Below are 26123 nucleotides of genomic sequence, written 5' to 3'. Positions count from 1 at the left end.
ATTCACAATCACTCATCATTTATAACTTATAACTTAGAAAAGTGAACATTATATTCAAAAAAGATACATGGCAGGAAATTTATTATTCATTGAGGAATAATAAACTCCGTACATTCCTGACGATGATCGGAGTGGGATGGGGAATGTTCTTATATGTAAGTCTATTGGGGGCCGCGAAAGGAATGGAAAACGGTTTTGATAAATTGTTTTCGGGATTTGCCACCAACTCTATTTTCCTTTGGGCGCAGAATACGTCCATTCCTTATGAAGGGTTTCCAAAAGGCAGACAGATGCACCTGCATTTATCCGATATGGAAATGCTGAAAAGAAAAGTTCCTGAAATAGATTATATTTCTCCACAGAATGCAAGAGGAAGCTTTACGGGAACTCCGGGAGAAGCCATGTCCAGAAATGGAAAAAACGGAACGTATTCCTTAAGCGGAGATTATCCCGTAGGAAACAAAATTTCAGAAAAGAAGCTGATTTTCGGACGCTATATCAATGATGCGGATGTTTCAGGAAATAAGAATGTAGCCGTTATCGGGGAAGAAGTATATAAAAATTTCTTTGATGCTAAAAAGAAAGAAAGCCCACTTGGGAAATCCATTAATATTAAAGGAATCTTCTTCAATGTCATCGGAGTTTTCAGAGTGAAGAAAGGAGGAGGCTTTGAAAATGATCAAACCGTATTCATTCCACTTTCCACTTATACCAAAATGTATAATGCGGGAGACCAGATCGATATGTTTGCTATTGTAAGTAAACCCAATGCCAATGTAGACAATGTGGAAGAAACTGTAAAGCTGTCATTAAAATCGAAGAATAAAGTTTCCCCGGAAGATACCAATGCTTTTGGAAGTTTTAATTTGGGAAAAGAATTTAAAAAATTAACCGGATTTTTAACAGGAATGCAGCTTCTGACCATTATTGTGGGAACCTTAACGATTCTTGCGGGGGTTATTGCCATTTCCAATATCCTTTTGATCACAGTAAAAGAAAGAACCAAAGAAATAGGGATCAGAAGAGCGTTAGGCGCCAAACCTGCAGAAGTGAGAAACCAGATTTTGCTGGAGAGCGTTGTGATTACACTCTCCTCCGGATTGCTCGGATTTATCTTCGGGATTTTTGTTCTCATGATTTTAAGTGCACTTACTCAAAACCAGGATTCATTTCCATTCTATAACCCTACCGTAAATTATGCAAACGTATTTGCTGCCATGGCGGTGATGGTGGTCTTGGGGTTGATTATCGGGATGATTCCGGCGCAAAGAGCCGTTAAAATAAGACCTATTGAAGCATTAAGAACAGAATAATTAGATAATTAAAGACTGAATGACAATAATCTTTTAATCTTTTAATTTTAAATCATTTAAATAAATAAACTAGATATATGAAAAAGAAATTCACTTGGAAAAAAGCCATTTATATCCTCTTAGGGCTTTTATTTGTAGTGGCATTATTCTCAGGAATCGGATATCTGATTAAATCCAATTCCAAAGAGAGTGAGGCTTTCCTTACCCGTAAACCTACCATTCAGAATATGGATGATAAGGTAATGGCTACAGGAAAAATTATCCCCAAAGAAGAAATCGAAATAAAGCCCAATATTGCAGGGATCATAGATAAAATTTTAGTGGATGAAGGAGATAAAGTGACGGCAGGACAGCTGATTGCAACAGTAAGAATCATTCCTAATATTGCTGATGTCAACAATGCACAGCAGGAAGTTCAGAATGCCCAGCTTCAAATCAGCAACGCCAGAATGAATGTAGGCAATATGCAGAAGCAATTTGAGATGCAGCAAAAACTATACACTCAAGGGGTTATTTCCAAGCAGGAATATCTGAACTCTCAGCAGCAGCTTTTTTCCCAGCAGCAGTCTTTGAAAAACGCCAATCAGCAATTGCTTACCGCACAAAAAAGATTACAGATCGTAAAAACCGGAGCTACCCCTGAATTACAGGGATTAGCAACCACTCAGATACGCTCCAAAGCTTCCGGAACCGTTCTTGAAGTGCCTGTGAAAGTAGGAAGCCAGGTCATTGAGGCTAACTCTTTCAATGCAGGAACTACTATTTGTTCCATTGCAGATTTGAATTCATTGATTTTCCAGGGGGAAATTGATGAAGCTCAGGCAGGAAAATTAAAGCAGGGGATGGATATGAACATTGTGATCGGAGCCTTACAAAACAAAAACTTTCCCGGAAAGTTAACGATGATTGCTCCCAAAGGAAAAGATAATAACGGAACCATCAAATTTCCTGTGGAAGGAACCGTTTTCAATCCTAATAATGAATACATCAGAGCAGGATTCTCTGCTAACGGGGAAATTGTTTTAAGCTCTAAGAAAAATGCTTTATTGCTTGATGAATCTCTTGTTCAGTATGAAAAGAAAAATGGTAAAGACGTTCCTTTCGTGGAAGTGAAGCAGAAAGACGGTAAATTCAAAAAAGTATATGTGAAGCTTGGAGCCAGCGACGGAATTAATGTACAAATACTTCCTGGTTCCGGAATTGATAAAAATTCTGAGGTGAAAGTATGGAACCCATCCGATAAGGATAAAGAAGAATTGAAAGAAAAGAAAAAATAGTAAACTAACACTATACATTCAAATTTAAATCCCGGGAATTTTTCTTGGGATTTTTTTATTTTTAATCCTGAAATTAATGACCATGAAAAAAAGTGCAACCCTCTTATTCCTCTTTATTATTGCAAAATTCGTTTTGCAATATTCCCTGATCAGCCCTGAGTATGAACTTCATCGTGATGAATACCTGCATATTGACCAGGGCAATCATTTAGCTTGGGGATATCTGTCGGTTCCTCCTCTAAATTCCTGGTTCGCCTGGATCATTATTAAATTGGGCGGTTCCGAATTTTGGGTGAAATTTTTCCCGGCTTTGTTCGGAGCTTTAACAATTGTAGTCGTCTGGAAGATCATTGAAGAATTAAAAGGAAATCTGTACGCTCAGATCTTAGCCGCAACCGGAATTTTATTTTCAGTGCTTCTCCGTCTCAATATGCTCTTTCAGCCCACCTCATTTGAGGTTTTGTGCTGGACATTCATTTACTATTCACTTGTCAAATACTTCAATACCGAAAAAGTAACATGGTTGTACATAGGAGCTGCAGTTTTCGGATTCGGTTTTTTGAATAAATATAATATTGCCTTTTTACCTTTAGGATTGATTCCGGCTCTTTTGTTGACGAAGCAGAGAAAAATATTTTTACAGCCTCACCTTTATGGAGCCATATTGATTGCTTTCATGATCATTTTGCTTAATCTGGTATGGCAATATAACAACGGTTTTCCGGTAATCCGCCACATGAAAGAGCTTTCAGAAAGACAATTGGTAAATGTTAACAGGCTGGACTTCATGAAATCACAGATTTTGTTTTTCTTAGGCGTTGTTTTTGTAATTATTGCCGGTTTTTATGCCCTCGTTTTTTACAAGCCGTTTGGTAAATTCCGGTTTCTGTTTCTCGGATATGTTTTTACCATAGCTTTGTTCTTATTTTTTCAGGCTAAAGATTATTACGCCATAGGATTATATCCTGTATATATTGCTTTTGGAGCAGTGTATCTGGCCTGCCTTCTTGAAAAAGAAAAAATGAAAATCTTAGAACCGGTCAGTATTTTAATTCCTATCCTGTTGTTTTTACCTTTGTATAGTGTTGCTTTCCCCAACAAAAGCCCTGAATACATTTTCAACCATCAGGAAAAATATAAAAAGTTGGGATTACTACGTTGGGAAGATGGAAAAGACCATTCTCTGCCACAGGATTTTGCTGATATGCAGGGATGGAAAGAGCTGGCTCAAAAAGTAGATCAGGAATATTCCCGGTTTCCCGTTTCTGAAAATACACTGGTGCTTTGTGATAATTACGGGCAGGCCGGAGCTATTAATTACTATTCTACCAAAGGAATAAAAGCGGTATCCTTCAACGCAGACTATATCGATTGGTTTGACTTAAGTAAAAAGTACATCAATCTGATCAGGGTAAAAGAATACTCCGAAGAAGAAGAAGAATTAAAAGAAACAGGACCTTTCTTCGAAAATGCTAAAATTGCAGATTCCATTATCCATTCATTTGCAAGGGAAAAAGGAACGGTGATTTTCAGCTTTGCTCAAGCTAAAATTGATATCAGAAAAAGACTTCAGGAAGAAATTGATGAAGTGAAAGGTAGACATTAACACTTTATTAACTCTCCAGGTTCGTGATTTATTCTGATTAATTTTTACATTCGCTCCAAAGAAAGTACTACTTATGAAGATGCTATCACGAATCCTGTTTGTATGTTGTATAATGCTTATAGTAAGCTGATTATACTATAAAGCTGTTCAGGAACAACTAGGAGCAGGTAGAACAATAACCTGAAATAAAGCCGTTAAAATTTACGGATTGATAATCTTTTGGGAGTTTTATTTCTATCTCGTTTGGTAAACATTCAATTTTTCCACATTGTAGACACCTGAAATGGAAATGGTTGTGTTTGTGAACTTTTTCAGAACAATTGATACAAAAGGCAAAATAGAACTTTCCGTCATCGCTCAAAATTTTATGAACAATCCCGTCATCACAGAAACCGTTTAAAACACGATAAATCGTAGCTCTGTCTACTGAATCTCCCAATTCTTTCTGCAGCATTTCCTGGCTGACAGCCGATTTTGTTTTCTTTAAAGACTCCAGGATTAGCTGTTTGGCTTTCGTATTTCTCTTAATCATAAGGCAAATATAAAAATTATTATTGCGATATAATCGCATTAATAAAGAAATGTTTTATCTTTGTCGGTAACTTATTAAAAATTCATCATGGAAAACAACTTTGAAGTAATTATAATAGGAGGCAGCTATGCAGGACTTTCAGCCGGAATGGCGTTAGGGAGATCTTTAAGAAATACGCTGATCATTGATAATGGAAAGCCATGCAACAGACAGACTCCGCATTCGCACAACTTTCTAACCCAAGACGGGAAACCTCCGAAAGAAATCAGCACCATGGCCAGAAAACAGGTTGAAGCATACGATACTGTGAAGTTTCATGATGATGCAGTCATAAAAATGGCTAAAACTTCTGAAGGTTTTGAAGTGGAAACAGCATCGGGAGAAAAGTTTAATACTAAAAAACTCATTATTGCTGCGGGAGTAAAGGATATACGGCCGGATATTCCGGGATTTGATAAATGTTGGGGGATTTCGGTTATTCATTGCCCGTATTGTCACGGATACGAAGTGAAAAATGAAACCACGGGAATTCTGGCCAATGGAGAAATCGCTTTTGAATTTTCAAAAATGATCTTGAACTGGACGAAGGATTTAACGCTGTTTACTAATGGAAAATCATCTCTTACCAACAAGCAGACAGAAAAATTAAGGCGACATCAGGTGAATATTAATGAAGATGAGGTGGCTGAAATACAGCATGAAAAAGGTCAGATTCAGCAGATTATTTTTAAAAATGGTGCAATAATTCCTTTGAAAGCCCTATACGCCAAAATTCCGGTTGAGCAGAACCTGAATGTTTCCGAAGATCTGGATTGCGAGTTAACGGAACACGGGCTGATAAAAATAAATGAGCACCAAAAGACTACAGTTCCTGGAGTTTTTGCCTGTGGAGACAGCACTACCATGATGCGGTCAGTTGCTAATGCTGTTGCCCAGGGGAATTTGGCAGGTGCAATGGTCAATAAGGAACTTGTGGATGAAGAATTCAACTAGATGATAATTATATTCCTTGTTATTTATGCAAGGAATTTTTATTTCAAATTGGTAATTTAAATTAATTATCGTAATATTGCGATATGAAATAAACCAGATTAAATGGGGGCAACAAAAACAGACTTCTTTAACAAAGAGCAAAATAAGCTCGCAACGATTGCAAAAGCATTGGGCCATCCTGCAAGAATTGCCATCATTGAGTATTTGCTTAAAGTGAATGAATGCATTTGTGGAGATATTGTGAATGAACTGCCACTGGCACAACCTACTGTTTCACAACATTTGAAAGAATTGAAGAACGCAGGATTAATCAAGGGAAATATTGAAGGAAACACCATTTGCTATTGTATTGATGAAAAGGCTTTTGAGATTGTAAATCTTTTCTTTTCTGACGTTATTTCTAAAGTGAGAAAGCAAAAATGCTGCTAAAAATTTTTATCTAACCGTATCGTAATATTGCATTATAACATTTAAAAATCAAACCTATGAAATTATCTGAAATCAAAAATATTCTGCCTGCATTAGAAAATGTAGAATTTCAATTGGAAAACGGAACATTTGTTCCCGAACATTTTCATGTCACGGAAATTGGAATAATCAGCAAAAATTTTATTGACTGTGGCGGAAATATCAGAAAAGAGAATAAAGTAAACTTCCAGCTTTGGAATGCCAATGATTTCGAACATCGTTTAAAGCCGGGAAAATTATTACATATCATTAATCTTTCCGAAGAAAAGCTGGGAATTGGAGATTTTGAAATAGAAGTAGAGTATCAGAATGAGACCATCGGAAAATATGACTTGGATTTTAACGGTAAAAACTTTGTATTGCAAAACCGAATGACAGCTTGTTTGGCGAATGAGGCTTGCGGTGTACCGCCACAAAAACAAAAAACAGCCTTAAGAGAGCTTACGAATAAGCAAGAATCATGCTGTACTCCCAATTCAGGATGCTGTTAATTCCTATGAAAGAAAAACTGATCAAATATAAAAGTCTATTGCCGCTTCAGTGATTGTTTTACAGCTGATCTTTTCGATCTTAAATTTTGTATCATTAATCTCATTTGGTTATTCGTTTAAATAAATATGAAAAAGAAAATATTAGTACTTTGCACGGGAAACAGTTGCAGAAGCCAGATTGCAGAAGGGTATTTGAGACATTTTGCCCAAGATAAAGCAGACGTTTACAGTGCCGGAATTGAAACCCATGGCGTTAATCCGAAAGCTATTGCCATCATGAAAGAGGATGGAATTGACATATCCGGACAAACCTCAAATAACGTAAATGAATACCAGAATATAGATTTTGATTTTGTTATTACAGTTTGTGATAATGCGAAAGAAAACTGTCCGTGTTTTCCAACCAAGGCTCGAAAATATCATTACAATTTTCAGGATCCTGCAAAAGCTACCGGAACAGAAGATGAAATCATGAATGAATTCAGAACTGTTCGTGAACTGATTAAAAATTATAGCAGGAAATTCGTTCAGGAAAATATAATATAGATAAACGGTTGGATTTTGATCAAAACTTAATTCTAAAAATCATATTTTTCAGTACCGAAATCTAGAGGGAAATTCCGTACATTTGGGGTGGAAAATCTTTAAAATTATAATTAGATGGACATTATTTTCGACCTTATTGAAAAAGAAAGACAAAGACAATCCCATGGTTTAGAGCTGATTGCATCAGAAAACTTTGTTTCTGAAAATGTAATGAAGGCTATGGGAAGCGTATTGACAAATAAATATGCAGAAGGATACCCTGGAAAAAGATATTACGGAGGGTGTGAAGTAGTAGATGAGGTTGAAACTTTAGCCATTAACAGAGCCAAAGAGCTTTTCGGGGTAGATTATGCCAATGTACAACCGCACTCCGGTTCTCAGGCGAATGCTGCTATTTATCTTGCCGTTTTGAAGCCGGGAGATAAGATTATGGGAATGGACCTTTCCATGGGAGGGCACCTTACCCACGGTTCTGCGGTTAACTTTTCGGGAATCCAGTATGATGTGGTTTCTTATGGAGTACAGCAGGAAACTGGCTTAATTGACTATGATCAAATGAGAGAAGTTGCTCTGAGAGAAAAACCGAAAATGATTATTGCAGGATTTTCTGCGTATTCAAGAGATTTGGAATATGCCAAATTCAGAGAAGTTGCCGATGAAGTAGGAGCTACGCTTTGGGCGGATATTGCTCATCCTGCAGGTCTGGTTGCGAAAGGATTACTAAACTCACCGTTTGACCATTGTCATGTAGTAACGACAACCACTCACAAAACATTAAGAGGTCCAAGAGGAGGAATGATCCTGATGGGCAAAGATTTCGAAAATACTTACGGCCATAAAACCCCGAAAGGAGAAATCAAAATGATGAGTCAGGTTTTGGACGGAGCTGTTTTCCCTGGAATCCAGGGAGGTCCTTTGGAGCACGTGATTGCAGCTAAAGCAGTTGCTTTCGGAGAAGCGTTGGATCCTCAGTTTGAAACCTATGCGAAGCAAGTCCGTTCTAATGCTCAAGCTTTATCAAAAGCAATGATCAGCAGAGGATTTGATATTGTAAGCGGCGGAACAGATAACCACTTGATGCTTGTAGACCTTAGAAATAAAGGTGTAAACGGAAAAGAAACTGAAAAAGCTTTAGTTCTTGCCGATATTACCTGTAATAAAAATATGGTTCCTTTCGATGATAAATCTCCATTTACGACTTCCGGTATCAGATTGGGAACAGCTGCCATTACCACAAGGGGATTAAAAGAGCAGGATATGGAAACTATTGCTGAGCTGATTTCTGAAGTAGTGGATAATCTTAAGAGCGAGGAAGTGATTGCTTCTGTAAGAAAAAGAGTTAATGAGCTAATGGAAGGTAAAGCATTATTCAATTATTAATCTTTACTAAAATTAATATATGAAGAATGGGCGCAGGCTCATTCTTTTTTTGTCATTATGGAGAAAAAATCTTTCACTTTCGAAGAAATTAAACAAAAGCTGGTCAACTATTGCGTGTATCAGGATCGATGTCATGCCGAAGTAGAACAGAAAATGAAAGAGTTTTTGCTAATCCCCGAAGCAAAAGAAGAAATTCTTCTCTATCTGATACAGGAAAACTATCTGAATGAAGAAAGATTTACAAGGAGCTACATAAGAGGAAAATTCTATATCAAACATTGGGGGCGAAACAAGATCCGTATCAATCTGAAGCAAAAACAGATTTCAGAAAAACTGATAGAAAAATGTTTTGATGAAATTGATGACAGGGATTATGAGAAAGTTTTAAGAAAAACCTTTGAAGATTATTATTCAAAGCAGATGGGGCTGAAGGAATATCAGAAGAAATCCAGGACTATAAAATATTTGATGGGTAAAGGTTTTGAATATGAGAAAATAAATGATATTTTTGAATGACAGAATGATGTAAATAACAACAAAAGGATTGGAAGAAAAAAAAATATGGCTTTCGCCTCCGCATATGGGAGGCAGTGAGCTGGGATATATACAAAATGCTTTTGATACTAACTGGATCTCACAGTTTGGCCCTCATATCAATAAATTTGAAAATTACCTTGAGAATTATCTGGGAGAGAACTCTTTTGTAACTGCTGTATCTTCGGGAACAGCGGCAATTCATTTAGCCTTGAAATTATTGCATATCCAGTCTGGAGATATTGTCCTTTGCCAGTCGTTCACCTTTGTAGCTTCAGCAAATCCCATCTTATATGAAAAAGCTGTTCCTGTATTTATAGACAGCGAACCAGATACTTGGAATATATGTCCCAATGCTTTGGAAGATGCTATACAACATTATATTCAAAAAGGGAAAAAACCAAAAGCAATTCTAACAGTTTCCTTATACGGAATGCCTTTTAAAGTAGATGAAATACTTGAAATCTCAAGGAAATATGAAATTCCCGTTATTGAAGATAGTGCTGAAGCATTAGGAAGTCGATATAAAAATCAGCTTTGTGGAACTTTTGGAGATTTGTCAATTTTCAGTTTTAATGGCAATAAAATTATCACGACTTCCGGGGGTGGAGTATTGATTTCAAGAACTGAAGACAATAAGAAAAGAACTTTTTACCTAGCAACACAGGCAAAAGAAGATAAGGAATATTATAGTCATTCGGAAATAGGCTATAATTATAGGATGAGCAATATTTCAGCAGGGATAGGGATTGGGCAAATGGAAGTTTTGGATGAAAGAATAAAACAAAGAAGATTAAATCACGAATTTTATCATGAGAATCTAAAGCATTTTGAAAATATAGAATTATCCTCTGAGCCCAATGAAGATTTTTATTCCAATTACTGGTTAAACACTATTCAAATCAAAAAATCACATAATTTATCTAAAGAAATGCTGAAAAATATATTTGCAAAGAGTAATATAGAAACCAGGTATTTATGGAAGCCAATGCATCTGCAACCTTTATATAAAGGGTATGATTTTTTTGGAAGTAATATTTGTGGTACAATTTTTGACAATGGTCTGTGCTTGCCTTCAGGTACGAATCTTACGGACGAATGCAGAGAAAGAATTTTAAAAGTTCTAAACATAGTGAACTAATTTGGATTTTTATTTTAATTTTGCATGGGTTATTTGATTAAAACTGGCTTGATGTTATTAGGTATAAACATAAATAAAGACAATGTACGATTCTCTTAGGAAAAAAATATTTGGTGGAGATAATGTTGTCAACCTCTCGGATGTAAGATATCTTCCCAGATGGATAATACTTGTGATAGATATTATTATTCTGGTAATATCACTCTTCCTTTCTACCTATATTATAGAAAAAATTACTAAACAGGAATTTATTTATCATGAAGACAAAAGTGTAGTTTTTGCTTTTATTATTCTGATCAATACTGTGTTTATGTATATTTTTAAGACCTACGCAGGGATTATAAGGCATTCAACATTTATCGATTTATTTAAACTATTGATTTCTTGTTTCTGTACAATGATTGTTGTAGGAACAATCAATATTACCTATTTCTGGATTACGGGGGGCAAATTCATATTAACCCCATATTTAATACTGTATTTTATCATTTCCTTTATGGGATTATTTCTTTTCAGGCTTTATGTGAAAGAATTTTTTCATATCGTTAGGGAATATAGGAGGAGTGCCTTAAAAAAGAGAATTTTGGTATTAGGAATTGATGAACAATCTATAGCTATCGCAAGAGCTGTTCTTGATAATCCAAGCCTGCCTTATCAAGTCGTAGGTTTTCTAACCCAGAGAACAGATTCCAAAAGGGCCTCTTTGCTGGGTAAACCAATCTATGAAAAGAAAAAGATTGAAGAAACAACAAAAGAAGATCTTGTAATAGATGGTGTGATCATTATCAAAGAAATGATGTCTAAAGATGAGATGAACTCATGGGTGAATTTGTTTTTAGAGAAGGACCTTCATATTTTCAAGGCACCCTCAGTACAAAAGCTAAGAGATAGCGATCTGGGCGGGTCTATCAGAAACCTTCAGATTGAAGATTTGCTAAACAGAAAACCTATCAAAATTGAAAATGAGGAAGTTAAAAAAAGGCATTTTAATAAAACGGTATTGGTTACAGGGGGAGCAGGATCAATCGGAAGTGAGATCGTTAGACAAGTTGCTCAGTTTGATCCCTCATTAATAGTTGTTTTAGATCAAGCAGAAACACCATTGTATGATGTTGAACTTGAGATGAAAGAAAAGTTCCCCCATATCAGATTCAAATTTGTTTTAGCGGATGTTTCAAATAAGCATAGGATAGAGCCATTATTTCAAACCTATAATTTCTCAATGGTATATCATGCAGCTGCCTATAAGCATGTTCCATTGGTAGAAGAAAATCCTCATGAGGCGATATTGGTAAATGTCTTGGGTTCAAAAAATATTGCTACCCTTTCCAGTAAATATAAAGTTAACAGGTTTGTAATGGTATCTACGGATAAGGCAGTAAATCCTACCAATGTAATGGGAGCATCCAAAAGAGCCGCAGAATTATTTGTACAATCCTTACAAGGTGTTGAAGGGAATACAACCAAATTTATAACCACAAGATTTGGAAATGTTTTAGGCTCCAATGGTTCGGTAATTCCACATTTTAAAAGACAGATTGAAGCTGGCGGACCTATCACAATTACCCATCCTGATATTGTAAGGTATTTTATGACGATTCCTGAAGCATGTGAATTGGTTTTACAAGCCGGAACAATGGGACAGGGTGGAGAAATCTTTGTTTTTGACATGGGAGAACCAGTGAAAATATTAGATCTTGCGAAAAGAATGATAAAATTATCAGGATTTGAACCTAATATAGATATTAAAATTATTTATACAGGATTAAGGCCGGGTGAAAAACTATATGAAGAACTACTAAGTGATAATGCCAAAACACTTCCTACTCATAATGAAAAAATTATGATTTCGAAAGACCCGATTATGGAGTTTTTTGAAATAGAATCTTTGGTGAATTTAATTACTAAAGCCTCCATAAGAAAAGATAAAGTAGAAGTGGTGCGAATTTTGAAGACTATTGTGCCGGAGTTTAGAAGCAATAATTCTATCTACGAAGTACTGGATAAGTAAAAGAATATAAATGTATATTTGTACAATTTTTAAATATGAAGAATAAAATATGGGCAATATTTCTTGTGTACATGTTAGTTTCATGTAAGACTAACCCACAAGCCCCCAATGATCTGAACTATATGCAGAATATAGAAAAGGTTGCCATAGAATCATCAACGAAGAACTCTAATTCTACAATACAAGTAGGAGATCAGCTGATTATTTTAATTACTGCAAAAGATATGGACGTAGTAAAACCATTTAATCAGAACTATTCTTCTTCAGAATTAATACAAACAAATACTCTGGCAGGTGGTAATACTCCGAACCAAGGCACGACATCACTTACGGGACCGACATATATTGTGGATGCCGAAGGAAATATAGATTTTCCTATTTTAGGAAAATTGAATACCATAGGTAAAACTTTGGTAGAATTTAAAAATGATTTAAGAGACAGGGTGACACGTTATGTAATCAATCCGACAGTAAACGTAAGATTAGCTAATTTTAAAGTTACGGTACTGGGAGAAGTCAACAGGCAAGGAGATTATACAATAGCTAATGGACAAGCCACTATTCTTAATGCTTTAGGGCTTGCGGGAGATTTAACGATATATGGTAAAAGAGAGGATGTACTTGTTATAAGAAATGAAAACGGGGCCATTACCCATGGGAGAGTTAATTTACAAGACGCCAACCTTATCAATTCCCCCTATTATAATCTAAGACAAGGAGATGCTATTATCGTTTCTTCCAATAATAACAGAGATCTTGCAGCTAAACAAAATCCCAATACAGGTCTATACTTAACGGCAGCATCGATAGCCATTACAGCTGTAGCAGTAATAGTAAGTTTATTTAAGTAATAAAAACATTAATGGACAACCAACAATCACCACAATTTTCGGAAGTAGATAATACAAGTATAGATATCAATGAAATAATTAAGCCTTATCTTCGAAGATGGCCTTGGTTTCTTTTAAGCGCTATTATAGCTTTAATCATAGGATATATTTCTTTGAAGTTTATGACACCTGTGTATAATGTACAGACAACGGTACTTATAAAAGATGCAAAAAGTTCATCTTCTCCTGTAGCGAATGACTTGGGTGTTTTGCCTGATTTGTCAGGTTTTGGAGGATTAAAAACAAATAGTATTGCCAACGAGATAGAGATTTTGAAGTCAAAAAAATTAATGAAAGAAGTTGTCATTAATGAGAATCTTCAGATCAATATAATAGCAAAAGGGAAGTTGTCAAGTGTTGAGTTATACAAAGAAACATCACCTATAGAAATTAAAATAATTAACGAAAAACCAGACATTGCCGTAAGCAATGTAGTTAATCTTAAGATTGATGGGAATAAGCTTGTTTTAAATTCAGATAAATTAAACAAAGAGATTACCACTTCTTATGGAAAAACCATAAGTCTTCCTTTTGCTAATATTATTATTACTAAAAATAATCAATTCAATGTAAAAACATCTAAAGGAATAGATACTGAAAATTTAGAATTACATATCTCATCTTTAGAAGCTAAAGTAAATGATCTTCAATCTGGTTTAGGCGTTAATTTAGTTAGTAAAGAAGCAACAGTGCTTAAACTGAACATGAATTATCCGGAAATTTCAAAAGCAAAAGATATTCTTAATAATTTAATTGTTGTTTATAATAATGATGCAATCTTAGATAAAAACTCTGAGTCTAAAAAAACATTGGATTTTATAGAAGACAGAATTAAAAAACTTTCAGTTGAGTTAGGGCAGGTTGAAGATCAAAAGGAAATTTTTAAATCAAAAAATAATTTAACGGACCTTGAGACCGAGGCTAAAATAAATCTTGAAAGTTCAGCAGCAGCTAAAGCAAAACAACTGGATATTGATGCCCAGTTGGAGTTAACCAATGCACTAATAGGATATGTTTCAAGACAAGGTCAATACCAGGTTTTACCTTCTAATGTTGGTTTAAATAACGCTGATGCAACTGCGGGGATTTCTACGTATAATCAATTGATATTACAGAGGAACAGATTGTTGGAATCGGCTACTACCGAAAATCCTGCTGTTGTTGATGTTACCAAGCAGATTAATTCAATGCGTTCCTCCATTATGCAAAGCCTACAAAGAAATAAAACAGGACTTGAGCTAACAAGAAACGAATATTTGAGTGAGCAAAATAAGGTTTCGGGAAAAATTTCTAAACTCCCATCTATTGAAAAAATATTTAGAGGTATTGAAAGACAGCAACAAATAAAAGAAAATCTTTACCTTCTTCTTCTTCAGAAAAGAGAAGAGACAGCAATAGCTCAATCTATCACGGCTCCTAAAGCCAGGGTAATAGATATGGCATATGCATTACCGCTGCCGATATCTCCTAAAAGAAATGTAATCCTTCTAATATCTTTATTTTTAGGCCTCTTATTGCCATTTATTATTATATATCTGTCACAGTTATTTAATAACAAGATTGTTACTAAGCATGATTTGGAAAAGATTGTTCATGCACCAGTAATTGCTGAATTACCGAGTCTTGAAAAAGGAGATTCTGAGCTGGTTCAGATGAATGATCTCACTCCAAAGGCAGAAGCGTTTAGGATTCTTATTACCAATATGAATTTTATGCTTCCCAAGAATAAGGACATAGGGAAAGTTATTTTTGTAACTTCAACGGTTAAAGGGGAAGGAAAAACCTTTACATCAGTTAATTTAGCTTTAACCTTAGCTACTCCGTTAAGAAAAACAATTATTATCGGTTCCGATATCAGAAATCCACAATTACAAAGATATAATCCTAGTAGAAAAGGATTGATAGGCCTTACAGAATATCTCTATTCTGATCAGACAAAAGTAGAAGACATAATTTATCCTTCATCTTTTAATCCTCATCTGGATGTCATTTATTCAGGAATGATTCCACCAAACCCTACAGAGTTACTTTCTAATGGCAGATACGAAAATCTACTGGATGAACTGAAATCGAAGTATGAGTATATTATTTTAGATACAGCACCTTTACTTCTTGTAACAGATACATTCCTTATTGCTGAATTATCAGATATTACAATTTATGTTTCAAGATCTAAATACACTGAGAAATCGTTAATAGAATTTGCCAACAGTAACATTGATCAAAATAAGATTAAAAATGTAGGATTTGTTTTAAATGATGTAAATAGAGATAACCTAGGATATAGCAATAAGTATGGTTATGGATATAATAATCAAAAAGAACAAACATGGTTCGAAAAAATCAAAAATAAACTTAGTTAATGATGAAAACATACAAAATAGCCGTTATCGGGCAGGGTTATGTAGGCTTACCTTTATCTTTGGAATTTGCTAATCATTATCCTGTTTTAGGATTTGATATTAATGCACAAAGAGTTAATCAGTTAAATGAGGGTGTAGATATAACCCTTGAAGCTGATATTGAAAAACTGAATGATGGCTTAAAAAAATATACAGAATCTAAAGGTGATATTGGATATAAAGCGACCAGTGAATTGAATGATATTGCTCAAGCCAATATTTATATTGTAACGGTTCCAACTCCTATTGATAAATATAATGCTCCGGATTTAAAACCATTGATTTCAGCCTCAAAAATGCTAGGTGAAATAATTAAAAAAGGAGACATAGTTATATATGAATCTACAGTTTTTCCAGGCTGTACAGAAGAAGAATGCGTTCCTATTCTGGAAAAATATTCAGGCTTAAAATTCAATGAGGACTTCTTTGTAGGGTATTCGCCGGAAAGGATTAATCCTGGCGATAAAGTAAATACTCTGACAAGTGTTAAAAAAGTTACTTCCGGATCTACAGAAAACATTGCTGAAGAAGTAGATAACTTATATAAAAAAATTATTACAGCCGGTACTCACAAGGCACCTAGTATTAAAGTGGCAGAAGCTTCAAAAGCCATAGAAAATGCTCAAAGAGATGTTAATATTTCTTTTGTTAATGAATTAGCTTTAATCTTTGATAGAGTCGGCATCGATACTAATGATGTTCTTGAAGCAGCTGGAACAAAATATAACTTCCTTAAATATAAACCCGGATTAGTTGGAGGACACTGTATTTCAGTAGATCCGTATTATTTAGCCCATAAAGCAGAGCAATTAGGATATCATCCAGATGTAATTCTGTCCGGACGTCGCGTAAATGATTCTATTGCTAAGTTCGTTGCATCCAAAGTAGTAAAGCTTCTTATTGCTAAAGGAGGAGTTATTAAAGACTCCAACGCATTAATATTAGGAGTTACTTTCAAAGAAAATTGTCCTGATGTTAGAAACACCAAGGTAGTGGATATTTATACGGAGCTTTTGGATTATGGAGTGAATGTAGATATTTATGATCCGTGGGCAAGCAAAGAAGAAGTGGCACATGAATACGGAATTGATATTCTTGACACTTTAACAGAAGGGAAAAGATATGATTCCATTATCATTGCAGTATCCCATAATGAATTCCTTCAGATGAATCTTGACGAGTTGAAAAAAGAAAATGCAGTAGTTTTTGATACTAAGGCATGTTTAGATAGAAACCTGGTAGACGGAAGATTATAATTTTACCATGAACTATGACATCGTTATTATTGGTGCGGGTTTAGTAGGATTAGCAACTGCTTACCAAACCAAACTGAAAAATCCTGATTCTAAGATTTTGGTTTTAGAAAAAGAATCTGACGTTTCCCTGCACCAATCCGGACATAATAGTGGAGTAATTCATAGTGGAATTTACTATAAACCGGGAAGTCTTAAAGCCAGAAATTGCATAGAAGGTTATAAATCTGTTATCGATTTTGCTGAAAGATATGGTATAAGATATGACCTTTGCGGTAAAATAATTGTAGCGACGTCGAAAGAAGAACTCCCGTTGTTAGATAATATTTATAAAAGAGGAGTAGAAAATGGACTTGAAAATCTGAAATATCTTTCCAGAGAAGAATTCCGTGAAATTGAGCCCCATTGTGAAGGGGTAAAAGCAATCAAAGTTCCGCAGACAGGTATCATTGATTATCCAGGAATCGCTAAAAAAATAAAAGAGTTATTTGAAGAATTAGGAGGAGAGGTAAAATTTAATAATGAAGTTAAAAACATCATTAATAAAGGTTCAGAAATTATTGTCAAAACAAATTTTTCCGAATTTAAAGCTAAAAAACTGATCTCCTGTGCCGGATTATATTCGGATAAAGTGACCAAAATGACCAATGAGGAAAATGATGTGATCATTATTCCATTCCGTGGCGAATATTATAAGATAAAAGATGAGAAAAAACATTTGGTTAAGCATCTTATTTATCCAGTTCCCGATCCTAACTTTCCATTTTTAGGAGTGCATTTTACCAGAATGATCGATGGGAATATTGAAGCCGGTCCGAATGCAGTTTTAGCTTTTAAAAAAGAAGGGTACAAATTTTTTGATTTCGATTTTAGAGAAACCATGCAAACCCTTACATGGCCTGGATTTAGAAAAATTGTTGCCAAATATGGTAAGACAGGAATGGGGGAAGTTCATCGTTCCCTTTCTAAAGCTGCCTTTACAAAAGCATTACAGAAACTTTTACCAGAAATACAGGAAAACGATCTTGTTCCGGGAGGTTCTGGAGTAAGAGCTCAAGCATGTGATAGAAACGGTATTTTAATTGATGATTTTGATATTGTGAAAAATGGGAGCATCATCCATGTAAGAAATGCACCCTCACCAGCTGCAACCTCATGTCTCTCCATCGGAAATAAAATCAGTGAGCTTATAACAAATTAATTTCCCGTAAAATAATACGGCATCTATAAATAATTATATATGAAAATTCAAATGGTTGACTTAAAAGGTCAATATGAAAAAATAAAAGAAGAAGTTAATGCAGGAATTCAAAACTGTATAGATAATACAGCATTTATTAATGGACCTGCGGTAAAGGAATTTCAACTGGATTTTGAAAAATATCTAAATGTAAAACATGTAATTCCATGTGCCAATGGAACTGATGCACTGCAGATCGCTATGATGGCTTTAGACTTGCAACCAGGCGACGAGGTAATATGTCCGGCTTTTACGTATGTGGCTACTGCAGAGGTAATCGGACTTTTAGGATTAAAACCCATAATGGTGGATGTTGACGAAAACACTTTCAATATTGAACTTGAAGGGTTGGAAAAATATATAACACCTAACACTAAAGCTATTGTCCCTGTTCATTTATATGGACAAGGTGCAGATATGGAGAAAATTCTTGAATTTGCGAAAAAACATAATCTGTTTGTCATTGAGGATAATGCACAGGCGATAGGCTCAGACTATACATTTTCTGATGGAACTGTGAAGAAAACAGGAACAATAGGACATATTGGCTGTACTTCATTCTTCCCTTCAAAAAATCTTGGCTGCTATGGAGATGGTGGTGCAATAATGACTAATGATGATGATCTGGCTGCAAAAATCAGAATGATTGCTAATCATGGTCAGGAGAAAAAATATTATCATAAAGTTTTAGGATGTAACTCAAGATTAGATACTATACAGGCAGCGGTTTTGAAAGTAAAACTGAAACATCTGGATGGGTACTCAAAGGCCAGAAATAATATGGCTGATTATTATGATACAAATCTTGTCAATATTGCTGACCTTCAGGTTCCTTCAAGAGCAAAAAACTCAACCCATGTATTTCACCAGTATACTTTACGAGTGAAAAATGGTAAAAGAGATGAACTGCAAAAGTATCTTGCAGAGAAGAATATTCCAAGTATGATTTATTATCCGCTTCCACTATATAAACAGGAAGCTTTTCAACAGTATGTAGAGAAAGATTTCAGTCTTCCTGTTACAGAGAAACTTTGTTCAGAAGTTATTTCACTTCCGGTTCATACAGAATTTAATCAGGAAGCTTCGGATTATATTATCTCAGAAATTAAAAACTTTTTTAATAACCAATTATAAAAATATTATGTCGGATTTTTTTGCACATGAAACTGCAGTAATAGATGAAGGCTGCGAAATAGGAGCCGGAACTAAAATTTGGCACTTTTCTCATATCATGCCTGGGTGTATTTTAGGTGAGAAATGTAACATTGGCCAGAATGTAGTGGTTTCTCCTAAAGTTGTTTTAGGAAAGAATGTGAAAGTTCAGAACAATGTCTCCATATATGAGGGGGTAACTTGCGACGATGATGTCTTTCTTGGCCCTTCAATGGTTTTTACCAATGTAATCAATCCGAGAAGCGCAGTGAACAGAAAGAATGAGTATTTGAGAACTCACGTCGGAAAAGGAGCTTCCATTGGAGCCAATGCTACAATAGTTTGTGGACATAATATCGGAAAATATGCATTTATTGGAGCAGGTGCTGTAGTTACAAAAGAAGTTCCGGATTATGCGTTAGTAGTAGGAAATCCGGCCAGACAAATGGGTTGGATGAGTGAATACGGACACCGTCTTCATTTTAATGAAGAAGGAATTGCAGTTTGTGAGGAAAGTGGAGAAGAATATAAACTTGAAAATAATAAAGTTTCAAAAATTTAAAAAGAAAACAAATGTCTGAGAAAATAAAATTTGCAGTTATCGGTTGTGGACATATCGGGAAAAGACATGCCGAAATGGTTTCCAGAAATTCAGAATGTGAACTGGTAGCTTTAATCGATGTAAAAGATAAATCAGCTTTAGGAATTGAAAATTATGATGTTCCATTTTTCAAATCATTAGATGATTTTTTAAGTTCAGGAATTGAGGTGGATGTTATTAACATCGCATCACCAAACGGATTCCATTTTGAGCAGGCCCATAAAGTTATTGATGCCGGTAAACATGTGGTTGTAGAAAAACCAATGGCTCTTAATAAACTGGATGCTGAAAAGCTTATTTTTCAGGCACTTCATAAACATAAACAGGTTTTTGCAGTAATGCAAAACCGATATTCACCACCTTCAGCTTGGATCAAGGAAATGGTTGAGAGCGGGAAGTTAGGTGAAATATATATGGTTCAGCTTAATTGCTATTGGAACCGTGACGAAAGATATTATAAACCCGAGTCATGGCACGGTAAAAAAGACCTGGATGGCGGTACATTGTTTACTCAGTTTTCGCATTTTATTGATATCATGTATTGGCTATTTGGAGACATTACGAATATTCAGGCAAAGTTTGCGGATTTCAATCACGAAAAACTGACAGATTTCGAAGATTCAGGTTTTGTAAGCTTTGATTTTGTAGAAGGCGGAATGGGATCGTTAAATTATTCAACTTCGGTGTGGAACCAAAACCTTGAAAGTTCCATGACGATTATTGCAGAAAACGGAGCTGTAAAAATAGGTGGGCAATATATGGATAAGGTAGAAGTATGTAATGTAAAAGATTATATAATGCCTGAACTTCCTCCAACCAATCCCGGGAATGATTATGGTGCTTACAAAGGATCTGCAGCAAACCATCATTACATCATTGAGAATGTTGTTGACGTATTAAAAGGCAGAAATACCATTACTACCAATGCGTTGGAAGGATTAAAAGTAGTAGACATTATTGAAAGGATATATGCTTTAAAATAAAAACATATAGTATGAAAAAAATTGTAACAATAATAGGAGCAAGACCTCAGTTTATTAAAGCTGCTCCATTCAGCAGAATGATAAGGTCTGATAAATATAATACAAAATTTCAGGAGATATTAGTTCATACAGGGCAGCATTATGATGCCAATATGTCGGATGTTTTTTTCGAGGAAATGGAAATTCCGAAGCCGGATTATCATCTGAGTGTAGGAGGTGGACTTCATGGCGAAATGACAGGGAATATGATCATTAAAATAGAAGAGATATTGATCAAAGAAAAACCGGATGTGCTTCTTATTTATGGTGACACCAATTCTACGCTTGCCGGAGCAGTTGCTGCCGGAAAATTGCATATTCCAATAGCGCATGTTGAAGCTGGATTAAGAAGTTTCTGGAAAAGAATGCCGGAGGAACAGAACAGGATAATGTCCGATCATATCAGTACCTATTTGTATAGCCCTACACAAACAGCAATAGATAACCTTAAGAATGAAGGGATTGATTATGCCGAAAATGTAGGAGATATAATGCTGGACGCTTATATTTATTATTCACAGCTTTTAGCGAAAAAAGAGGAAAGAGAAATCAATAATATGCTTTCAAAAATAGGATTCCCCGAAGAATTAAAAAATAAGGAATTTGCATTATTAACAATACATAGAGCAGAAAATGTTGATTCCCTGGAAAATTTGAAAAGTATATTTAAAGGGATCGGAGATTCCGGTAAACCCGTTATATTTCCAATACATCCAAGAACGCTTAATAAAGTAAAAGGGGATAATGTTGAAATTCCGTCGAATGTTCATACAATAGATCCTGTAGGATATTTTGAGATATTACTGCTTCAAAGTTTATGCTCATTAATCATTACTGATTCAGGAGGAATGCAGAAAGAAGCCTTTTTTGCTAAAAAACCATGCATTACTTTAAGAAATCAGACAGAATGGGTAGAAACAGTAAGTTCAGGATGGAATATAATTGTTGGAAATGATTCCGAAAAAATAAGTCAGACAATAAAAGAATGTCAGGTTTTAGAAAATCAACCTGAACTTTATGGCAAAGGAAATTCAGCTGAATTGATTTTGAACTCACTTGAAAAGGGTTTATCTAACTAAGCTGTAATGATCAAAAAAATAAAAGAAAAGCTTTTAGGAATTTCAAAGACCAAAAAAAATATTTTGGTTCTTACATCAGGATCTGTTATTGGGCAAGGTTTAGTAATTGCGGTAAGTCCGATTTTAGGAAGATTATATACGCAGGAAGCTTTTGGTCTTCTGGCATTATATACAAGTTTTGCTACCATATTTGCTTCACTATTCACAGGAAAATATGAGCAGGCCATTTTTCATCCCAAAGACGATTCCAAAGCTTTAAACTTATTATTCTTTACCATATCGTTAAGTGGTGTTTTTTCATTTCTTTTATTAATAGGATTACTTTTAATACATTATTGTCATATTGAAATAAAATCTCTTGCCACTTTCGGGAAATTTGTTTTTTTGATTCCGATAAGCACTTTCAGTATTGGATTTTATTCATGCTTTCAGCTTTGGTTCCAAAGAAAAGAAGAATATAAAATGACATCTTTGGCTTCTATTATTCAATCTTTAATTGTAATCATAGGAAATTTTCTGTTCTTTTTTATTGGGTATAAAGTGAACGGACTTTTAATGGGGTATTTTTTCTCATTAATTTTGCCCATTATATTTTTACTGTATTTCTTTTACAAAAATAATTATATTAAAAATGAATATGGGAAGATAAATATTTCAAATGCTTTAGTTGTAGCAAAGGAATATATTAATTTTCCTAAATATATCCTAGCTTCAGAATTTGTACTTACACTTTCCCAGCAGTTTTTTCCAATACTTATAGCAACACTTTATTCTTCATCTATTGTAGGGCTCTATTCATTTTCAAATAGAATCCTGAGAATACCTTCCATCCTGATTTCAAATTCTGTATGGGGAGTATATAGAAATGAAGCGGTAAAAGTTTTAATGAACAAACAGGAACGTGTTAATTTATATTTAAAAACATTGAAAAATCTCTTTCTTTGGGGGATTGGTCCTTTTTTGTTTTTAGTTATATTCGGGAAATATTTGTTTATTTTTGTATTTGGAAACAGTTGGGAAAAGTCAGGCTTATATGCACAAATTATGGCTTTATATTTATTTTCGGAGTTTATTTCATATCCATTATCAAGCACATTTGTGATATTTAATAAGCAAAGAATAAATATGTGGATACAGATTTGCACATTCTCTCTCTGTGTTTTTGGAATTTATTTAGGGAAAGTAATAGGGGGTGATGTTACTTCCATACTATTATTTTCATTATTTGGAATGATCTGTAATTTGATGTCCATATTTTTTTCCTACAAAATAGTAATTAATGAATGAGATAGTTGTATATGTAGCTTTAATAATAGTCTGGGTAGTGTATTTTCTGTATCATATTAAGAAGGTAAATATTTCATGGCTTTTTTCCATTTTATTTTTGCTGATATATGGATACGGATATGTAAGCTATCAGATAGATATGGAGAATATAGAACAGGAACATATAAAAACACTTACAGTTCTCCTAACATGTTTCGTTATCTTCTTCAATATAGGGAATAAACTCTTTTTTTTGCATAAGAATAATGATAATCTGAATTATATGACTTGGATGCAACAGGAAGAAAAGCCTGTTTATTTCCAGAAAAAAATGATGTATGTAGTTTCATTGATTGCAGTAGTCGTTATCCTTATGGGGCTATTTTTTTATAACGGGATCAATGCTCTTAAAACGGTCTTCACCTCGCCTCTTATCTCGCCGGAGGATTTTAATGAGTTGAGGGAAGATGCGGGAGTGGAAGGTTGGATCGCTCCTATATATGCATATATGATCACAGCTATCGGTAGATTTTTTGCATTTCTGGGATTGGCTTATGCTATAAAAACAAAGAATAAAATAGCGCTTGTATTTTTTGGGTTTTATAATTTAACTATTCTGGTAGGACTTCTTGGAAATTTATCAAAAAGTGCGGCCTTCATATTTCTATTCCAGCTCATTTTCTTATTTACATTAATAAAGAACTATACTCTGAATTTTAAAAAAATATTAATATTTTTTGGATCGTTTTTAGTGCTTCTTATCTCGATCTATATCTTTACAACTGGTGTAGAGGATAGTTCAGCGGCATTAGACCTGATCAAATATAGGATCTTTAGTGAACCCAACAGGGTATTAAGCTTATATACTGAATATTACCCCAAATATTATTCTCATACAAATGGAATGAACATAAGACTTATCCATGGATTGTTTGGACATGGGGATTATGTTTCATCAGACGTAAAATTAGCTAATTTTAAAGGAACGGTAAATGCTTTCTTTATCGGAGATGCATGGGTAGATTTTTCCTATATTGGTGTGATTATAGAGTCACTTTTTTTAGGCATATATCTTGCATTTCTGGATAGTTACATTTTTAAACAGAAAAGTTTAGTTACCCAGGTAATTTTTGCATGCATTTTATTAGGTGTCTTATCACTGCCTAGTTTACCGATGCTTCCATGTATGATTACGTTCGGGTTGCTAAGTGTCGTTTTATTATCAAAATTTATAAGATTAAAAATAGTATTTAAATAATGAAAATTCTTCATATAACTCAATTCTTTCACCCGTCAAAAGGATATCAGGAAAATAGCCTCTCTTTGGAACAGCGTAAGGATAATCATGACATTACGATAATTTCTTCCGATGATTTACATTATTGGGCAACAAAAGAAGAAGAAGTTAAAAAAATCTTTCAGCAAGATCAGGAACTTTCGGATAATCATAAAATTAAAATCAAAAGAATTAAAAAAAAGAAGCTCATAAGCGGAAGAATAGTTCCTGAAGGATTTTATGACTTATTTAAAAATGAAAATCCGGATATCGTATTTCTTCATGGGGTTTCTACACCCATGTCTATTCTATCATTATATTATATTAAGAAACTGAAAAAAGACAATATAAAAGTAATCATAGACGATCACATGGTAGAAGCAGGAAGCTTTAATAAATTTTCTTCTGCTTTTTATTCTTTTTTTAAAGTCTTTTACAAAACATATCTTAACATTTTAAATATAAAAGTAGATAAATGGGTAGGCGTAAGTAAAGAAACCGTGTCCTTTATGAAGAAAAATTACGGAATAAAAGAGGATATTCAGATGATTCCTTTAGGTTTTAATAGTGATCACTGTTTCAGGGATGAAGAAGGAGGTGCGGAATGGCTGAAAGATAGTAACCTGTCGGAAGGCAAATATGTTCTGTATATAGGTAAATGTGACGAGTTTAAAAAGCCGATTGATTTATTAGAACCTTTTGCCAGATTTTCTGAAAAAAAACCGGATTATTCATTACTCATCGTAGGAGAAGGAACCGATGATTATTTTAAAAGAATACATCAAAAAGCATCTGAATTGAATATTTCAGATAAAATATATATAAGGCCTTCCGTAAAAAATGTAGACATTCGAAAAGTCTTTTCGGTGGCATCATTTACAATTTGGCCGCATGGTTCATCAATGTCGATGCTGGAAGCAATGGTTTGCCGTTGTCCGGTAATTGCAGGAGATATTGATGTAAATAAAGAAAGACTGGATGATGACAGAGGGATTTTATTCCAGAAAGATAATTTTGATGATTTATATGAAAAAATGCTTTTAGTTGACTCTCAAAGAGATATAGTTGTCAAAAATGCAGAGGTCTGGATAAAAGATTATAAATGGGAAAATATTAATAAAGCATTTTTAAATTAAAATAAATAATTATGTGTGGAATCGCAGGTATTGTAAAGTTTGATCAGCGAGCAAATGTTCAGAGCGGTGAAATCAAGCAAATGACAGATCAGATGGTACATCGCGGACCGGACGGAGATGGTGTTTTCTGTGAAAAAAATATAGGTTTAGGGCATAGAAGACTGGCGATTATTGATTTATCTGATGATGGAAAACAGCCGATGCAGTATGATGAAAAGTATGTCATTACTTTCAATGGCGAGATATACAATTATATAGAAGTTCGGGAAAGCCTTAAACAAAAAGGATATGTTTTTAAAACGAAAACCGATACAGAGGTTATTTTAGCAGCCTATGATTGTTATGGGGAATCCTGCGTAGATCACTTTAACGGGATGTGGGCCTTTGCCATTTATGATAAGATCAAAAATATTCTTTTTTGCTCAAGGGACAGATTTGGTGTTAAACCATTTTATTACTCGCTTGTGGATAATAAATTTACATTCAGCTCTGAAATCAAGCCTATTATTAAAGG

Annotated in this window: 24 protein-coding genes; 23 read left to right on the top strand and 1 reads right to left on the bottom strand. The window is 34.4% G+C overall.

Features of this window, described 5'->3' with window-relative positions; all coding sequences use genetic code 11:
* Positions 1-41 precede the first annotated feature (41 nt).
* From ACGHIN_RS06510 to ACGHIN_RS06500, 3 genes are all read left to right on the top strand, one after another.
* A complete protein-coding gene (locus ACGHIN_RS06510) occupies positions 42-1313 on the top strand; it encodes an ABC transporter permease (protein WP_390451930.1) in 1272 nt (423 codons plus the stop codon).
* Positions 1314-1390: 77 nt separating this feature from the next.
* A complete protein-coding gene (locus ACGHIN_RS06505) occupies positions 1391-2590 on the top strand; it encodes an efflux RND transporter periplasmic adaptor subunit (RefSeq protein ID WP_390451928.1) in 1200 nt (399 codons plus the stop codon).
* Positions 2591-2672: 82 nt separating this feature from the next.
* A complete protein-coding gene (locus ACGHIN_RS06500; RefSeq protein WP_390451927.1) occupies positions 2673-4196 on the top strand; it encodes a glycosyltransferase family 39 protein in 1524 nt (507 codons plus the stop codon).
* 157 nt (positions 4197-4353) lie between these two features.
* On the opposite strand, the gene ACGHIN_RS06495 is transcribed toward ACGHIN_RS06500, so the two are convergent.
* Positions 4354-4728, bottom strand: coding sequence for a Fur family transcriptional regulator (locus ACGHIN_RS06495; RefSeq protein WP_390451925.1), 375 nt, complete (start codon positions 4726-4728; stop codon positions 4354-4356).
* A gap of 87 nt (positions 4729-4815) precedes the next feature.
* Here ACGHIN_RS06495 and ACGHIN_RS06490 point away from each other — a divergent pair, with 87 nt between their 5' ends.
* From ACGHIN_RS06490 to ACGHIN_RS06395, 20 genes are all read left to right on the top strand, one after another.
* Positions 4816-5721 carry an NAD(P)/FAD-dependent oxidoreductase gene (locus tag ACGHIN_RS06490; RefSeq protein ID WP_390451923.1) on the top strand — a complete coding sequence of 302 codons (906 nt, stop codon included), beginning with the start codon at positions 4816-4818 and terminating at the stop codon, positions 5719-5721.
* 102 nt (positions 5722-5823) lie between these two features.
* Positions 5824-6150 (top strand): ArsR/SmtB family transcription factor, encoded by a 327-nt coding sequence (locus tag ACGHIN_RS06485; RefSeq protein WP_390451922.1) that lies wholly within the window; start codon positions 5824-5826, stop codon positions 6148-6150.
* A gap of 56 nt (positions 6151-6206) precedes the next feature.
* Positions 6207-6680, top strand: coding sequence for a DUF6428 family protein (locus ACGHIN_RS06480; RefSeq protein ID WP_390451920.1), 474 nt, complete (start codon positions 6207-6209; stop codon positions 6678-6680).
* 126 nt (positions 6681-6806) lie between these two features.
* Entirely contained in the window at positions 6807-7226 is a 420-nt protein-coding gene (locus ACGHIN_RS06475; RefSeq protein WP_390451918.1) for an arsenate reductase ArsC, read from the top strand.
* Positions 7227-7340: 114 nt separating this feature from the next.
* Positions 7341-8606 carry a serine hydroxymethyltransferase gene (glyA, locus tag ACGHIN_RS06470; protein WP_390451916.1) on the top strand — a complete coding sequence of 422 codons (1266 nt, stop codon included), beginning with the start codon at positions 7341-7343 and terminating at the stop codon, positions 8604-8606.
* A gap of 57 nt (positions 8607-8663) precedes the next feature.
* Positions 8664-9122: a regulatory protein RecX gene (locus ACGHIN_RS06465; RefSeq protein WP_390451914.1), complete on the top strand. Its 459-nt coding sequence runs from the start codon at positions 8664-8666 to the stop codon at positions 9120-9122.
* Positions 9123-9150: 28 nt separating this feature from the next.
* Positions 9151-10281: an aminotransferase class I/II-fold pyridoxal phosphate-dependent enzyme gene (locus tag ACGHIN_RS06460; RefSeq protein ID WP_390451912.1), complete on the top strand. Its 1131-nt coding sequence runs from the start codon at positions 9151-9153 to the stop codon at positions 10279-10281.
* 82 nt (positions 10282-10363) lie between these two features.
* Positions 10364-12292 carry a polysaccharide biosynthesis protein gene (locus tag ACGHIN_RS06455; protein ID WP_390451910.1) on the top strand — a complete coding sequence of 643 codons (1929 nt, stop codon included), beginning with the start codon at positions 10364-10366 and terminating at the stop codon, positions 12290-12292.
* Between the two features lie 35 nt (positions 12293-12327).
* Positions 12328-13143: a polysaccharide biosynthesis/export family protein gene (locus tag ACGHIN_RS06450; RefSeq protein WP_390451908.1), complete on the top strand. Its 816-nt coding sequence runs from the start codon at positions 12328-12330 to the stop codon at positions 13141-13143.
* A gap of 11 nt (positions 13144-13154) precedes the next feature.
* Positions 13155-15545 carry a GumC family protein gene (locus ACGHIN_RS06445; protein ID WP_390451906.1) on the top strand — a complete coding sequence of 797 codons (2391 nt, stop codon included), beginning with the start codon at positions 13155-13157 and terminating at the stop codon, positions 15543-15545.
* Positions 15545-16840 (top strand): nucleotide sugar dehydrogenase, encoded by a 1296-nt coding sequence (locus tag ACGHIN_RS06440; protein ID WP_390451904.1) that lies wholly within the window; start codon positions 15545-15547, stop codon positions 16838-16840. The genes ACGHIN_RS06445 and ACGHIN_RS06440 overlap by 1 nt, the downstream gene beginning before the upstream one ends.
* A 7-nt stretch (positions 16841-16847) precedes the next feature.
* Positions 16848-18038 (top strand): L-2-hydroxyglutarate oxidase, encoded by a 1191-nt coding sequence (gene lhgO / locus ACGHIN_RS06435; RefSeq protein WP_390451903.1) that lies wholly within the window; start codon positions 16848-16850, stop codon positions 18036-18038.
* Between the two features lie 39 nt (positions 18039-18077).
* Positions 18078-19211, top strand: a complete 1134-nt coding sequence (locus ACGHIN_RS06430) for a DegT/DnrJ/EryC1/StrS family aminotransferase (RefSeq protein ID WP_390451902.1) — start codon at positions 18078-18080, stop codon at positions 19209-19211.
* A gap of 7 nt (positions 19212-19218) precedes the next feature.
* Positions 19219-19791, top strand: a complete 573-nt coding sequence (locus tag ACGHIN_RS06425; protein WP_390451901.1) for an acyltransferase — start codon at positions 19219-19221, stop codon at positions 19789-19791.
* An 11-nt stretch (positions 19792-19802) separates the two neighbouring features.
* A complete protein-coding gene (locus tag ACGHIN_RS06420; protein WP_390451900.1) occupies positions 19803-20813 on the top strand; it encodes a Gfo/Idh/MocA family protein in 1011 nt (336 codons plus the stop codon).
* Positions 20814-20824: 11 nt separating this feature from the next.
* Positions 20825-21931 (top strand): non-hydrolyzing UDP-N-acetylglucosamine 2-epimerase, encoded by a 1107-nt coding sequence (gene wecB / locus ACGHIN_RS06415; protein ID WP_390451898.1) that lies wholly within the window; start codon positions 20825-20827, stop codon positions 21929-21931.
* A gap of 6 nt (positions 21932-21937) precedes the next feature.
* Entirely contained in the window at positions 21938-23218 is a 1281-nt protein-coding gene (locus tag ACGHIN_RS06410) for a lipopolysaccharide biosynthesis protein (RefSeq protein ID WP_390451896.1), read from the top strand.
* The gene (locus tag ACGHIN_RS06405) at positions 23211-24455 is read left to right on the top strand and encodes an O-antigen polymerase (RefSeq protein ID WP_390451894.1); all 1245 of its coding nucleotides are present in this window, start codon (positions 23211-23213) and stop codon (positions 24453-24455) included. The genes ACGHIN_RS06410 and ACGHIN_RS06405 overlap by 8 nt, the downstream gene beginning before the upstream one ends.
* Positions 24455-25609, top strand: coding sequence for a glycosyltransferase family 4 protein (locus ACGHIN_RS06400; protein WP_390451892.1), 1155 nt, complete (start codon positions 24455-24457; stop codon positions 25607-25609). The genes ACGHIN_RS06405 and ACGHIN_RS06400 overlap by 1 nt, the downstream gene beginning before the upstream one ends.
* Positions 25610-25620: 11 nt before the next feature.
* On the top strand, positions 25621-26123 hold a 503-nt coding region (locus ACGHIN_RS06395; RefSeq protein WP_390451891.1), incomplete at its 3' end, for an asparagine synthetase B family protein.

The organism is Chryseobacterium barbadense, from assembly GCF_042849955.1.
Taxonomy (GTDB): domain Bacteria; phylum Bacteroidota; class Bacteroidia; order Flavobacteriales; family Weeksellaceae; genus Chryseobacterium.
This window is presented reverse-complemented; position numbering and strand designations above follow the sequence as displayed.